This window comes from Paenibacillus sp. EKM301P, from assembly GCF_011800295.1.
GTDB lineage: Bacteria > Bacillota > Bacilli > Paenibacillales > Paenibacillaceae > Paenibacillus > Paenibacillus polymyxa.
Window position 1 is genome coordinate 178,156 of record NZ_JAALFM010000002.1, and the last position, 14,707, is coordinate 192,862.

The window sequence follows — 14,707 nt, forward strand, 5'->3', positions numbered from 1 at the left end:
ATATTAAAGTTAAGAACCTTTCATCTTGCCACTGTTATTTATTGTAATACTTTTTTATGTTTAGTCACATGATTCATTTTGAATTAAATTAAAACGTGAAAAGCAGGCTCCCTATGTAACAGAGAGCCTGCTTTCTTTTCTATCCAACGTCTGGCTTACAGGAGAAGAGATAGGATGACTAAATAGAAATATCCAGTGATTTTCCAACCCCAGTAATATCACTGCCATTCGAGCTGCTGGTACGAGTCATTTCCATATTGCTTGGAGCGGACTTTTCCATTTTTGGTGTTGACGTACTGCTGGATTGAGAACTTTGCTGTGCAATCTGAGCTTCAATTTGCTTAATTTGCTGCTGAAGCTGCTTCATTTTCGTTTCTTTTGTATCCTTATTATCTTTGCTTTGCTGGACCTTATTGTACTCTGCTTCAAGCTGGGCTTTTTGCTTTTCCAAACTGGCTGTATCGTTGGTACTAGATGAAGATGAAGTTGAAGTATTGGCAATAGATATAGAGCTACTAGATGTGGCTGAAATATTCACAGAAGGATTCTCCTTTTTAAAAGCTAAGTTTGAGTTACAAGTGTGGGCTAAGCGTTTTTAAGGTATGCTATTGCGCTCTAAAGATTATAACGAAGACGATACAGATTGTTCAAAAATCTTAGCGATTTTATCGAATAAAACTGATACTTCTTCATCTGTCGCATTCGATTCATCTGTGTTTCCCCAAGCGTTTTTTAATGCAGAAATCAGGTCTGTTTGCTCATCTGTTTCTGAAGATATGGAGCCAGATAGAAGATCGGAACTCAGGACGTTTTGCAAATCATTCAGTAAGGATCTTTTTTCATCTACGGTAAGCTCTTTTTCAGATGTAGTAGTGTTATCTTCTTGATTGGTGGTCTCCTGAATATTCCATGCAAATGGGGGCATAATTCCACCCATCGCCTGCATCATTGGAGGCAGACCGCTGCTATCAACCTCAGGTCGGAATGAGTCACCTTCAGGCGACGGTGCAGGGCGGTTATTCTGGATCGTTTCAGCTACTTTATCGAATAAATCTGATACTTCCTCATCTGTTGCTGTCGAAAGATCCACCCCGGATAACAAGTCGCTGACTGTAGCCAAAGGATTGTTTGTACTGTTATTGATTTCATTCGTTTCAGATAAAGCACTTGAAGACGTCAAGTAACTTTGTAAATCTGACAATAACGCTTTCTGTTCGTCCATAGTCAGCGCCACAGTATTCTGGTCGTATTTGTAGCCATAACTGTAGTTTTCCGTAGGAAGCGGAGCCTGCATACCTCCGGCGTATTCCATAAATTCCGCACTTAATTCGAGTGAATCGCTGGATTTCTTGTGTGTGGTATGCCCCGCGTTATTTAGTCCATTCTAATTTGACTTCAGCGTATTCGAGTTATCGTAGGAAGTCGAAGTCGTGATGAGATGCCTGTTGATGGATAATGACAAAGTAGATCCCCTCTCAGTGTACATAATGTTTTTAGCTGCCCACCTCTCTTTCATCGGTTGTAAAACTGAAGGCAGCCTGAGAGAATGCTGAATGATAACTGAATGAATTCGGACTGTCCCATACTGTACTCCTTTTCTTTCTTCCTAGACTATAGTCAAGGAAAATCCCCTCCGCAGGACGGGGAACCGAGCCCTACTCCAGACAGGAGCAAGTAAAGGGATAATTTGTTACTCTTAGCAGAGAATAAATGAACGCATTTTGAAAATTGAAGGTAGGGGAAAGAAGTATGATCCGTATTAGTCATTTGGTTCACGAGAGACTTATGTTCCTATTCAAATTTTTGTACTCGCCTGCATATGTGGGTAGCGTAACACCCAGTTCCAGATTTTTAGCTAAAAATATGATAGAATCCATTCCATGGAGTGATGTTCATGCCGTGGCTGAGCTTGGGGCTGGAACAGGCGCAATTACCCAATACATCCCGTCTACGACAAAAATTCAACCTAAGGTTTTGCTCTTTGAGAAAGACCCGACCATGCAGCAGAGTTTAAAAAGAAGATTTCCGAATTATCTGTGCTATTCCGACTCGCGTGAGCTTCAGCTTGCTATGAAAAATGCTCAAGTTGAACAGCTTGACTGTATAATCAGCGGGCTGCCATTCTTCAACTTTCCACAAGCGATGCGAGATCAAATCGTAGAACAAATTCATCGGTCACTCAGGGATGGAGGGATGTTTGTCGCCTTTCAATACTCTAAACAGATGAAACAGCAGTTAGGTGAATGGTTTGATATTGAAGAAATCAAGTTTGTACCTATGAATGTTCCACCCGCATTCGTGTATGTATGCCGAAAGAAAGCTTAAGAAAGGAGTATGGGGATGGATGTTGAATATTTGATTTCCATTATCGAACAATATGGCTATGCAGCATTATTCTTCTCTCTATGGCTCGGAATTGTGGGACTGCCCATTCCAGACGAAGTTATAGTGATGACTGGCGGGGCCGTAACAAGCATGGGGATACTTCATCCGTTACCTGCTTTTTTAATTGTATATCTCGGGGTTGTATCAGGCCTATCCTTAGGTTATGTGTTGGGGAGAAGCTTGGGTACACCCATTTTGGATCGTTTGCGCCGAAAGAAGAAAATGGACAAGTACATTACTTTTTCAGAAAATTTAGTACATAAGTATGGAAACTTCACGATATGCATCAGCTACTTGCTACCGATCGTTCGCCACATTGTCCCTTATATTGTGGGGATCAATAAAATGAGTTTTAAGCGCTACGCTCTATTCTCTTATTCAACGGGCTTGATTTGGACGCTGATCTTCTTTTTGCTCGGACGTCTCTTTGGCGATCATGTACAAGCAGCAGGAGAATTGATTCATCGTTATGGCTTGCAGGTGGCACTGCTTCTCATCATGCTGACAATTATATTTTTTATAATGAAATTCGTGTGGGGGAAGAAAACAACGGAGGATTAGTCTGAGATAAAGCTCACCAAAGTCAAAAAGACGTTTTTAAGTATTTTATCACTTTGATTATTCCTTATTTATGGTATACTTTTCTAATACAATATGCGGCTATAAAGGGCGGTCGGCTAGTCTCCCAGAAGGGAGGTGATGCCCATGGAGGTCAAAGATGCTATCTCCTTAATGATCATGTTTGGTATGTTCATTTTGGCGTTACTTACCTACATGAAAAAGAAATAGACCGCCCTGACCAAAGGTAAACGGTCTATTCTCGACCATATCTTACGCGGCCGACTGCTCTTTATGCAGTTATTGTATGGTGGAGTCGTGTTAGCGCACGGCTCCTTATTTATTCTTACCTTATTATAACCGATTTTATTACGTAATTACATGTCTTTGTTACTCGAATTTCTAAATTAATGGATTAATTAAGGGTTCATACTGCGATGAATAAGCCCTCTCACCCTAGGCTATTTTTTAAATTGAAGCAGCTTAACCAGCTTATCATGAATGGCCGTATTCGGGTAATTCCCGCTAAATTGGGAGGAACCCGGACCCATTGCAGTTAGCGCTACATCAACGGATGTATGCCCTCCTGTGGTCCAGTCGATATAAAACTTCTCATCAGAGCCTTTTACGGTAAAAGGACCGTCTTCTTTGGAAACACCTTCACCGGATTCATCCTCTGCATCTTCGCCTTCAATGGCCAAACCGCCCGTTTCATGGTCTGCCGTCACTAACACCAAAGTATCTGGATGCGCTTTGGCATAGTCTTTAGCTACTTTAACAGCCTTATCCAGCTGTTGCCCGGCTTTAATGGTTAATTCACCTTCATTGTCGTGCGCCATCTCATCCGTTCCTTCTTCCTCTACCATCAGGAAAAAGCCTTTTTTATTTTTGGATAGAACATCAATCGCTTTCGCTGTCATATCCGGTAAAGAAACCGTTGGGTTGTAAGAATTGCCTAGTTTGTTGTGAGCTTGGAACATTTCTTCATTGGCGAACAGCCCTAGTAATTTAGAGCCTTTGGCTGCTTTCATTTCAGCCTGGTCTGTCACATAGCTATAGCCCAACTTCTTCGCTTGTTCCACCAAATTTCCTTGAGTTCCCTTACTAGCTTCCTCAGGATCTTCTGTCGGTGCATCTGGATGTTTGCCTGCTGTTCCTGCAGGGTACCAGAAATCCTCACCCCCGCCCAGAATCACATCTAGCTTGCTTTTCTCAATATACTGCTTGGCAATCTCGCTTTGAGCAGAGCGCTTCTCAACATGCGCACCAAAGGCAGCGCCCGTCGCATCTGTCACTTGGCTTGTCGTCACTACTCCTGTAGACATGCCTGCTTTTTTAGCCAGCTCCATAATGGTTGTCACTGGTTTTTTATTCAAATCCATTCCGATCGCGCCGTTATACGTTTTCACACCTGTTGCAATAGCAGTCGCAGCGGCGGCAGAATCTGTAACCAGGTTGTCCCCTGAACTCGTTCTAACCAGGCCTGTTACAGGCATCTTGTCCATTTCAAGCAATCCCGATTTTCCAACCGTTGCTAAGCGAATCGCGTTGCGACTGGCTTCTCCCATACCATCACCGATAAAAAGAATGACGTTTTTAGGAGTATCCGCTTTAGCTGATACAGCCTTCTGTGCCTTGGACTCTGCGACAGTGGACTTCGTAGGAGCCGCGGCTGCAAAAGCTTTAGGGATATCAGCAGATAATAAGGGTACAGTCAAAACAGTCACAGCACTCAACGCAAGGATACTCTTTTTCATGGAACGCTTTTTCACAAGGTCACACTCCAATAAATTTAATATTCATATATGATAAATTCATCATATATTGGTTTTGTAAAAAATCGTAAAGCACTAGGTTTCCCGAATGTAAAAAATTGAAGTGGTCATCTATATTTTATAAAAAAAGAAGACATCGACTCCTGGTATTCCAAGAGTTGATGTCTTCTGGTGTTTATATTAAATCGCGGCGATATTTTTGCCGATGGGCATGGTGTAGTATAGCGGTTTTTGCTGTCCGTTTTGCTGATAAACTACAAGCAACAGTGTGCGGCCTTCGGCTGTTAATGGGCTACCACCACTCAGGATATGATCCAGACTGAACGGCAGGACATCCAGCACAGCGTGCTTTTGCAGTTCCTTTTCACCCAGCTTCAAGGAAGCAAAGGCTGGGATCATCTCGCGGTATGGCTGCGGCTGTTGGCTAGCCACATCCATCTCACCCGTGCTTTCCTCGCCCACATCTGCCACCGCAGGTGACAACAGCGCATCCGGGTGCTGAAGGGCCATTTTCATATAGCTGGACCAATCGTCCTTCTCTAGGGTATGTTCCCACCAGATTTTACGCGGCTTATATTTATGGTTTAAGAAATAATCAAGCTTCATCAGCCCAAGCACCATTTCCATTCGCTTGGTTCCCCGCGATTCCAAAAAGGACTGGAGACGCGTAAACAGGTCTTCGAGCTGATGTCCGATTTTTTGCCAGCCCTGTCCTTCCCAGTAGTCTCCAAATTCCTGAAAGAAATCAAAGGCGGACGAGAATTCACGCTCAATCAGGTAGCTCACCGTATGGTCCATACGATGAGAGTTCCAGTATTTCTCCAATACATCTTCCAAGCGTTTGAGCCTCACAATGTCGGCAAAGGAAAGGACGTCATTGCTCAACATTTCATACGGCGCAACATCCATATAGGTATAGTTATACTTATCGGCGTCAATGCGCAGACCTGTACCACGCAGCATTTTGAGGAAGCCAAGCTGAAGCTCTTCTGGACCAAGCGCAAAAACGTCATTAAACGTTTTACGAAATGTATTGTAGTCCTCCAATGGCAATCCGGCGATCAGATCCAGATGCTGGTCGATTTTACCGCTTTGCTTGACCTTTGTAACGGTACGGGAAAGCTTGGTAAAGTTCTGGCGGCGCTTAACTAGTTCATTGGTGGGATCATTCGTTGATTGGACACCGATCTCAAAGCGAAATACCCCCGGTGGTGCATTCTCCGCCAAATAATCCAACACCTCGGGACGCATAATATCTGCCGTAATCTCAAACTGGAAGACACAGCCACGGTGATTTTCAATCAAAAACTTGAACATTTCCAGCGCATAATCGCGTTTAATATTAAAGGTTCGGTCCACAAATTTAATCAATTTAGCCCCATTGTCAATCAGATACAGAATATCCGACTTAGTGCGCTCAATATCGTAATAACGCACCCCGACCTCAATGCTGGACAAACAAAATTGGCAACTGAACGGACAGCCCCGGCTCGTTTCAAAATAGACAACCCGTTTCCCGAGCTCCGGGATATCCTCTGCAAAACGATATGGAGACGGCAGCTCGTTCAAGTCCGCTTTAGGGCGACCCGGCATGATAATAACCTCTTCTCCCTTACGGTAAGCCAGTCCATATACAAAATGAAACTTGCGATCTCCTTCCAGTTCCTGCAGCAGTTGATGGAAGGTTTCCTCTCCCTCACCAACAACAATAAAATCCACATTCGCCAAGCGCTTCATCCAGTGCTCCGTATCGTAAGATACCTCCGGGCCACCCAAAACAATTTTGACCTCGGGCATAATCTTTTTCAACACATCAATGACTTTAATCGTCTCTTCAATGTTCCAAATATAACAGGAAAAACCGATGACATCTGCTCCCCGTTGAAACAGATCAGATACGATGTTCATCACCGGGTCCTTAATTGTATACTCCGCCAGCTCGATATCAAAATCCTTTTCACTGTAGGCTTTGAGGCATCGGATGGCCAGTGAGGTATGAATATATTTAGCGTTTAACGTTGATAAAATGACTTTCATAGGTCACAACCTTCTATAAGTTTGCATGGACTCTTATATCCTTAGTATAGCTATTCAAAATCCTCGTACACATCGTCTGCAAAAATCTCGTCCTCGCTTACCATTCCGCCGGTATTCCCCTGATTTTGAAAGAAATCAAGAAACGGCTTGCCATATTTGCGGAACTTCACTTCACCGACACCCTTGATCCGCAGCATGTCTGCCTCGGATTGCGGACTCGCTACGCTCATCTCTCGCAGCGTGGCATCATTGAAGATAATATAAGACGGTACATGCTCCTGTGCGGCCAGATCGCGACGGATTAAGCGCAATTGCTCAAACACAGTTTCGTTGACCGCAGCAGGGTAGGTGTCGCGTCCCTTTCGTCCGCGTGAACCTGCTCCACCTGCAAATGCTGTGGCATGCCGCACCACACGCTGCATAACTTCGCGCTGCCCTCTCAGCACTTCAGCAGCAAGCTGTTGTAAGCGGACAACTGGATATTGCCCCTCGGACAGCATCAGATAGCCTTCCGAAACAAGAACATTGATAATTTCAGCAATTTCTTTCTCTGTGCGGTTGCCCATCACACCGTAGGTTGGCAGGCTGTCAAAACCATACTGCAGCACTTTTTTGTTACGCGAGCCTTTCAACACTGAGGCCACCATCGAAACCCCATACCTCTCCCGCATACGATGAATGCACGAAAAAATCTTTTGCGCATCTATAGTCATATCGACCAGTTCCCGCTCGTCAGTACATGAACTGCATATGCCGCAGGCTTCATGCTCCTCCGCTTCTCCGAAATACTCCAGCTGTGCTGAACGTAGGCAGCGAGTTGTGTAACAATAGTCAACCATCTGCTGGAGCTTACGGTAGTCGTTGCGCTTGCGGTCTTCATCCTGTGGATTTTGCTCAATCAGGAACTTCTGGGTCACAATATCTTGCGGTCCGAACAGCAAAATACATTGACTCGGATCGCCATCACGTCCTGCGCGTCCCGCTTCTTGTACGTACGCCTCCATATTTTTAGGCATATTGTAATGAATGACATAGCGTACGTTTGATTTATCTATCCCCATACCGAAGGCATTGGTTGCGACAATGACACGGATATCGTCGTACAGAAACCCTTCCTGGCTATCTGCACGTTCCTGATCTGTCATTCCTGCATGATAACGTCCGGCTGCCATGCCAGCGTCGCGCAGGCGTTGATATAAATCATCCACGTCCTTACGTGTCGCCGCATAAATAATGCCCGATTCACCCTCATGTTCACGGGCATAATTCAGTAAAAAGCTGCGTTTGTCCTCCCCTCGCAGCACACTGAACGCCAAATTCGGCCTTCCAAGCCCCGTAACGAACGTTTCCGGTGAGCGCAAACGAAGCAGGCGTACGATGTCATCCATAACCTGTGGTGTAGCCGTCGCCGTAAACGCAGCTACGATTGGACGTTCATATAGCCCGTCCACGAATGGAGCCACAGCCAGATAGCTGGTACGAAAATCATGACCCCACTGGGATACGCAGTGAGCCTCATCTACCGCAACGCAGGAAATCGGTAACTGAGCCATCTCATCACGGAACCAATCCAGTTCCAGTCTTTCAGGGGCGACATACAGCAACTTCAAATCTCCGTTCCGTGCGGCGCGTATACGGTCATTGACTTCTCGACCGCTCAACGTGCTATTAATGTAGGCAGCTGCAATCCCCATCGTGGTCAGCGCATCCACCTGGTCTTTCATTAACGAGATCAGTGGTGACACAACAATGGTCAGCCCCTCATGCAACAACGCGGGAATCTGGTAGCATATCGATTTTCCGCCACCTGTCGGCATGATGCCCAGCGTATCGTTGCCTTCCAGCATACTGGCCACAATTTTCTTTTGTCCCTCCCGGAAATCGGGATAGCCATAAAATTTTTGCAGCAAGTCCTGCGCCCGTTCCAATGTTGGTGCTTGTACACTCATAGTTTCAAAACTCCTCATATTTCTAGCGTCCTCGACGCATATCGGCTTTTCTTTCGTTACCTTATAGTTTACCGGGGTTAAGGGCAATGTTCAACCGCTGGAAGTCTGTCCATCGGGTTTTAGTCTCTTATGGCATTCGCTGTTTTCTCATGATATAGTGAACACGGTGCCGCAAATGGTCCACAATATGAAGAGATACGGCTCCAAGAAGGAGAAAGAACCCATGAATAATCGGAAACCTCAAAGGAAAAATCATACAAAATCAACTTCAAACACAAGCCACTCCAGACGCAATCACAAACCCGCCGGAAAATCTGGCTCCTATAGACCGGAAGCTCAACGGAAAACCCATACTTTGGATAAATCCCCTGCCAAAACATACATCGTTCAGGAACCTGCAGAGCTATTGAGCTTTTTAGTTGAGCATGTGACTGGCATGGGTCGTAATTCCATTAAATCGGCATTGGCGCGTGGGCAAGTTTCCGTCAACGGTACTCCTCGTACTGTGCATAATTTTCCGCTGGAGCAAGGACAGACTGTCGCGCTCTCCAAGGAAAAGGTAGCTCCTGTGGTGCCGCTAACCGGGCTGCGTATTTTGCATGAGGACGAAGCTATTATCGTTATCCATAAAGATGCTGGGCTACTTTCTGTCGCTTCTGCGCAGGAACAGGAAGTCACAGCCTATCGCCAGCTTACAGCCCACGTTCGACGCGAGCATCCGTACAACCGTATTTTTGTACTGCATCGTTTGGATCGTGATACATCAGGAGTGATGATGTTTGCTAAAAGCGAAGCCATACAGCAGGAAATGCAACAAGCGTGGAAGGAAGTTGTGTATGAACGAACATACATCGCTCTCGTAGAAGGACAGGTTAAAAAAGACGCGGGCACAATCACCTCATGGCTGAAAGAAAGCAAGACGCTGAAAATGTACTCCAGTCCTTATCCGAATGACGGCCAGCATGCAGTCACTCATTACAAGCGGCTTCAGGCCAATCGGCATTTTTCTTTGCTGGAAGTACGTTTGGAGACCGGACGCAAAAATCAAATTCGCGTGCATATGGAGGATATCGGTCATCCGATTGTTGGAGATAAAAAATACGGTTCCAAGAGCAAGTCGATTGGGCGCCTTGGTCTGCATGCACAGGTATTGTCGTTTATTCATCCCGTCACCGGAGTACTGCTGCGTTTTGAATCCGACATTCCTAAAAGCTTTTTGAATCCGTTTCGGGAGTAGCCTGGAGTGAAGCACACGAAGAAGAGTGTAAAAACACAAAAGGAAATTAGGGGGCTGTAAAAAAACAGCCCCTTTTTTTGTTGGTTAAGCGGTATGCCTCCGAACACCATCAGCCATTTTCATCAACTCATCCCATATGTATATGGGTGAATTACACACTGGACATTCTACCCAACCGTTTAAGTAAGGTAACTGGGCAAGAAGTAATTTCTCATCTATTTTTTGAGCATATTCGTATAGCCACTGTATATCGGCACCTCTATGGTCCAATGAACGGGGGCGAATCGGATAGGGGATTAGATTGCCTGAACTGACAGGGTCTTTATCATAGACAACGAGAGTGTCACCCTGTTCATCAGGCCAAATATAGAGCGGGGTACCGCAATGGGGACAATCCAGCATATATTCGTCACCTGTATCAAAAGTTTGTAGCATATAGGCTACGCAATGATCCCCCTCAAAGGCGGCAGCCGCAGCGAGAACATAGCGCTTGCCGACATCTTCTTCGTGTTCTTTCGCATAGAGCACCATTTCTTCTGTCAATTCTGCAAGGCGAACGATGGCACTTCGATATTGCGTATAAATATATTCTGCCAGGCTAGAATCCACTTCCACCTGATCCCTTGCAAATTCCAACGGGATTTTGGTATGTAAGGGATTATTATTTTTCGCTTCAAATATTCCGCAAATGGTATATATATCTGCCCGAATCTCTATATCAGAACTTTTTAGCGCAATGTCTACTAGGTAAGGTACAGCCGCAAAAGTACAAGTATACAACGTATTTTGGTGATACAATTCCTCCCAATACAAGGTGTCAGCCATTTCGCCATCATATCCGGCTTGGAGCTGTTTTAACATTTCTGGAACGTATTGAGAAGAACCGTAGGGGCCTTGGAGCAGAGTCCAGGCCGGATCGGACAAAGCCAGCATCTTGATACTCCTTCCACCGTTTTTCTTACAGTCATGAGATAGGTTTATAAAATGAGTTTGCGATCAAAATTCATTTTAACTTCATAATTCTTAGCTTGTTACGTTTATTTCATTATACGCATAACAGTGGCTGAAGTTGCTTTTCTCATTTTATGCAATGTACAAAATCACTATTTTTTAGGGCCTATAATCATATTCGGTTAAGCTTTCAGCATTATGAAGGTAACATACATTAAATTCATGAATTACGAACCTAGATCTTTTGTTGTACTACGAACCTTCTGCCAATTCCGTTCCCTTCCTGTATACATATATACATAGTCCACATTATAAGCTCTGTTACTTAAAAATTGCTGAGTAAGAAATAAAGTATATTAACGTTTAATTCCCATACATGTAAAATCGAGAGGATCTCAAGTGAATCTGGCTGTTTTTAATGATACCAATCGGGTAAAACATACATGTTCAAGTCTTTATTTTATCCGCTACAAAGCTGATTTTATGAATCGGTATATGAAAAGGCGTGTTGGGAATATTACGTATGAATACTGCGACTATAAGGGGAAATAGCCTATGACCATAACACCGGAACAGCGGATTACCCTGCACGGATTTAACAATTTGACCAAATCATTGAGCTTTAATATGTACGATATTTGTTACACCAAAACCAAAGAAGAACGCGAGGCCTATATTGAATATATTGATGAACAATATAACTCGGATCGACTGACAGCTATTTTAAAAAATGTATCCGATATTATCGGTGCCCATGTACTCAATGTTGCTCAGCAGGATTATGTCCCTCAAGGAGCGAGCGTGACAGTGCTTATATCAGAAGGGCCGATTGTGGAGGTACCGAATGATTCGTATGCAGAATCACCAGGTCCCCTACCTGAGTCTGTCGTGATACAGCTGGATAAAAGTCATATTACGGTTCACACCTACCCTGAATATCATCCAGACGAGGGGATCAGCACGTTTCGTGCAGATATTGATGTTTCTACCTGTGGGGAAATCTCCCCGCTCAAGGCACTTCACTATCTGACTCATTCTTTTGACACTGACATTATGACGATTGATTACCGGGTACGCGGCTTTACACGTGATACGAATGGTCATAAGCTTTTTATCGACCACGACATTGCCTCGATTCAAAACTATATTCCCGACGAAGTGCGCAATCAGTATGACATGATCGACGTAAACGTGTATCAGGAAAATATTTTCCATACCAAATGCAAGCTAAAACAATTTGATCTGGACAACTACCTGTTCGGCTACACAAAAGAAAGTCTGAGTGAAAAAGAGCAACAAAATATATCAACACGACTCAAAATCGAAATGGACGAAATTTACTACGGCAAAAATATGACGTAAACCAAAAATGGATCATTTCGTTATACAAAGGACGATTGCTTAGACTGGAATTCAGCCGGGCTTTCGTCTTTTTTGGATACAAGATCATATATATTACTCAGCTTGATCTGTACAAGTGGAAGAATGTTCACTATGATAGGGGAAGAAACCACTAATTTAAACTATCAGCCTAGATCTTAGACTTGCTCCCGATTGTAAGCGCAATCAATTGATCACTATTTTGTTTTAAAAGACAAAGGAGGAATTTGCATGCAAGGCGGTATTGGCGGTAAAAATATTATTTTACGACTGGAAATTTCCACCGAGCACATCCAGTTTGGTCAATTGATTACGTTGGTAAACGAACATGGCGGAGATGTCATCGCCATTGACGTCATCCGCACCTCTGAGAAGGCCACTGTGAGAGATATTACAGTCACCATTGCTGATCCAGCAGAAATCGACCGAATGATCGCCCGGATTAAAAAAGCACAAGGTGTAAAGGTACTGTCCATCTCTGATCGCACCTTCCTCTTACATCTCGGGGGCAAGATTGAAATGCAGCCTAAGGTCCCGATTCAAAACCGCGATGACTTATCCCGGGTATACACTCCTGATGTGGCACGCGTATGCATGGCAATTCATGAGGAGCCAGACAAAGCTTTCCGATTAACAATTAAGCGTAACACCGTCGCTGTCGTCTCTGACGGAAGCGCTGTCCTCGGACTCGGCAACATCGGCCCGTATGCAGCCATGCCAGTTATGGAAGGCAAAGCCATGCTGTTCAAGCAGCTTGGGTCCGTCGATGCCTTCCCCATCTGCCTGGATACGCAGGACACGGAAGAAATCATTAAGGCCATTAAGCAACTGGCCCCAGCCTTTGGCGGTATTAATCTGGAGGATATTTCATCGCCACGATGCTTTGAAATTGAACAGCGATTACGTGACGAGCTGGATATACCTGTTTTTCATGACGATCAGCATGGCACAGCTGTTGTTTTGTACGCAGGGCTGATTAATGCGCTCAAGGTGGTCGGCAAAGCTCTGTCTGACGTCAAAATTGTCGTCTGCGGTATCGGGGCTGCAGGTGTCGCCTGTACCAAAATTTTGCTATCTGCAGGGGCAGTGAACATTATTGGTGTAGACCGTCACGGTGCGCTTACAGCTGATGAAACCTATGAGCACCCGATGTGGAACTGGTATGCGCAGCATACCAACCCTGAGCGGCTGTCCGGCACGCTATCTGAGGTTCTGAAGGACGCAGATGTGTTTATCGGTCTGTCGGCAGGCGGAATATTGCAACGAGAAGACGTGAAGCGTATGAAGGAAGCTCCTGTCCTGTTCACCATGGCGAACCCGGTCCCGGAAATTAACCCAGAGGATGTCGAGGATATTGCAGGGGTCATCGCCACCGGACGTTCGGACTATCCTAACCAGATTAACAACGTACTTTGCTTCCCTGGCATATTCCGAGCAGCACTGGACTGTCGCGCCCGTGAAATTAACGAAGAGATGAAGCTGGCAGCCGCAGAAGCCATCGCAAGCACAATCCGTCCCGATGAATTAAACAAGCTATATATTATCCCGGGTGTTTTTAACGAAGGCGCTGTACAGCAGGTGCGTAAAAAGGTGATTCAAGCCGCGATTGCGAGCGGTACAGCCAGAAGAGTTCCTAGAGATTTCAGATAGAAGAAAAGGATTGCTCCCGTAAAATGGGTGCAATCCTTTTGTATAGAAGGCTAGGTCTGTATCTCGATACTCTTCACAGCAGTTATGACTTCCATTTAGAAAACAATTGACTGGCACGCTGGGCAAACTCCTCCAGGTTGATGCTGGAGTTGTCCAGCTTGTAATACCATTTTTTGATCGTATCTAAAATCCATGAAGGAACCTTAACCTCGGAGAAACCGGAATAGAACGTATGATACGCCCACACCAAATGCTCCCAACGCTTGTCATCGCCTTCTTTTACATATTCAGATACGTCTAATACCTTGGCGCGTCCGTCTTGCATGAGTACATTCTTGAGATGAATATCACGGGGATTCAGTCCCCTGGACCGAACAAATTCCCTCGCCTTTTCCACGTCCAAAATGACCTGCTCCGGCACCGGAATTCCTTGCAGCAGGCAATCTAGCAACGTAACACCAGATTCGTAACTAATGACAATATACTTATCGCCTTTTCCGTAATAATGAGGAAAAAAATCAGACCCTTGCAAACGCTCATATACATCGGCTTCTGCATCTTTTTTTTCGATCGCCATGTCTGAATACACCTTGAACGCGTAGCCTGGCAACGTATCGAGTGTAAATACAGCCGCATCTGTCCCAATGCCAATACAGCGTACGCCTTGGGTGGCTGTTTTAATGGTAACTGGGTCATTATCCTCCGTACTATATACGGTCACTTGACTTATGATGTCGTCTGCCTGCCTCCATGGTTCTACCATGCGCGGGTCCCTCCTTCTCTGT

Annotated in this window: 13 protein-coding genes; 6 read left to right on the top strand and 7 right to left on the bottom strand. The window is 44.9% G+C overall.

Annotation, left to right across the window (positions count from 1 at the left end; genetic code table 11):
* Positions 1–178: 178 nt before the first annotated feature.
* Complete coding sequence (locus tag HFD99_RS06275) at positions 179–538, bottom strand: FlxA-like family protein (protein ID WP_025364358.1); 360 nt, start codon at positions 536–538, stop codon at positions 179–181.
* Between the two features lie 84 nt (positions 539–622).
* A complete protein-coding gene (locus tag HFD99_RS06280) occupies positions 623–1,312 on the bottom strand; it encodes a hypothetical protein (RefSeq protein ID WP_123796933.1) in 690 nt (229 codons plus the stop codon).
* Positions 1,313–1,749: 437 nt separating this feature from the next.
* On the opposite strand from HFD99_RS06280, the gene HFD99_RS06285 reads away from it, so the two are divergent.
* The 3 genes from HFD99_RS06285 to HFD99_RS25635 all read left to right on the top strand — a co-directional run bounded on the left by HFD99_RS06285 (position 1,750) and on the right by HFD99_RS25635 (position 3,174).
* Positions 1,750–2,325 carry a class I SAM-dependent methyltransferase gene (locus HFD99_RS06285; protein WP_123796932.1) on the top strand — a complete coding sequence of 192 codons (576 nt, stop codon included), beginning with the start codon at positions 1,750–1,752 and terminating at the stop codon, positions 2,323–2,325.
* 15 nt (positions 2,326–2,340) lie between these two features.
* Complete coding sequence (locus HFD99_RS06290) at positions 2,341–2,946, top strand: DedA family protein (RefSeq protein WP_016820632.1); 606 nt, start codon at positions 2,341–2,343, stop codon at positions 2,944–2,946.
* 177 nt (positions 2,947–3,123) lie between these two features.
* Positions 3,124–3,174 (top strand): putative holin-like toxin, encoded by a 51-nt coding sequence (locus tag HFD99_RS25635; protein ID WP_229716897.1) that lies wholly within the window; start codon positions 3,124–3,126, stop codon positions 3,172–3,174.
* A gap of 230 nt (positions 3,175–3,404) precedes the next feature.
* Here the strand turns inward: HFD99_RS25635 and HFD99_RS06295 are convergent, their stop codons facing one another.
* The 3 genes from HFD99_RS06295 to recQ all read right to left on the bottom strand — a co-directional run bounded on the left by HFD99_RS06295 (position 3,405) and on the right by recQ (position 8,704).
* Positions 3,405–4,715, bottom strand: coding sequence for an alkaline phosphatase (locus HFD99_RS06295; RefSeq protein ID WP_123796931.1), 1,311 nt, complete (start codon positions 4,713–4,715; stop codon positions 3,405–3,407).
* A gap of 183 nt (positions 4,716–4,898) precedes the next feature.
* The gene (locus HFD99_RS06300) at positions 4,899–6,755 is read right to left on the bottom strand and encodes a B12-binding domain-containing radical SAM protein (protein WP_016820634.1); all 1,857 of its coding nucleotides are present in this window, start codon (positions 6,753–6,755) and stop codon (positions 4,899–4,901) included.
* A 50-nt stretch (positions 6,756–6,805) separates the two neighbouring features.
* Entirely contained in the window at positions 6,806–8,704 is a 1,899-nt protein-coding gene (recQ, locus tag HFD99_RS06305; protein WP_016820635.1) for a DNA helicase RecQ, read from the bottom strand.
* 223 nt (positions 8,705–8,927) lie between these two features.
* Here recQ and HFD99_RS06310 point away from each other — a divergent pair, with 223 nt between their 5' ends.
* Positions 8,928–9,941, top strand: coding sequence for an RluA family pseudouridine synthase (locus tag HFD99_RS06310; RefSeq protein WP_016820636.1), 1,014 nt, complete (start codon positions 8,928–8,930; stop codon positions 9,939–9,941).
* A gap of 84 nt (positions 9,942–10,025) precedes the next feature.
* Here the strand turns inward: HFD99_RS06310 and HFD99_RS06315 are convergent, their stop codons facing one another.
* On the bottom strand, positions 10,026–10,874 hold the full coding sequence (locus HFD99_RS06315; protein ID WP_016820637.1) for a hypothetical protein: 849 nt from the start codon (positions 10,872–10,874) through the stop codon (positions 10,026–10,028).
* A gap of 573 nt (positions 10,875–11,447) precedes the next feature.
* Between HFD99_RS06315 and speD the strand changes: the two genes are divergently transcribed.
* Both speD and HFD99_RS06325 read left to right on the top strand, forming a co-directional pair.
* Complete coding sequence (speD, locus tag HFD99_RS06320) at positions 11,448–12,254, top strand: adenosylmethionine decarboxylase (RefSeq protein WP_016820638.1); 807 nt, start codon at positions 11,448–11,450, stop codon at positions 12,252–12,254.
* A 249-nt stretch (positions 12,255–12,503) separates the two neighbouring features.
* Positions 12,504–13,922, top strand: a complete 1,419-nt coding sequence (locus HFD99_RS06325) for an NAD-dependent malic enzyme (protein WP_016820639.1) — start codon at positions 12,504–12,506, stop codon at positions 13,920–13,922.
* An 82-nt stretch (positions 13,923–14,004) separates the two neighbouring features.
* Here HFD99_RS06325 and HFD99_RS06330 read toward each other — a convergent pair whose 3' ends face one another.
* The gene (locus HFD99_RS06330) at positions 14,005–14,685 is read right to left on the bottom strand and encodes a serine/threonine protein kinase (RefSeq protein WP_016820640.1); all 681 of its coding nucleotides are present in this window, start codon (positions 14,683–14,685) and stop codon (positions 14,005–14,007) included.
* Between the last annotated feature and the right edge of the window lie 22 nt (positions 14,686–14,707).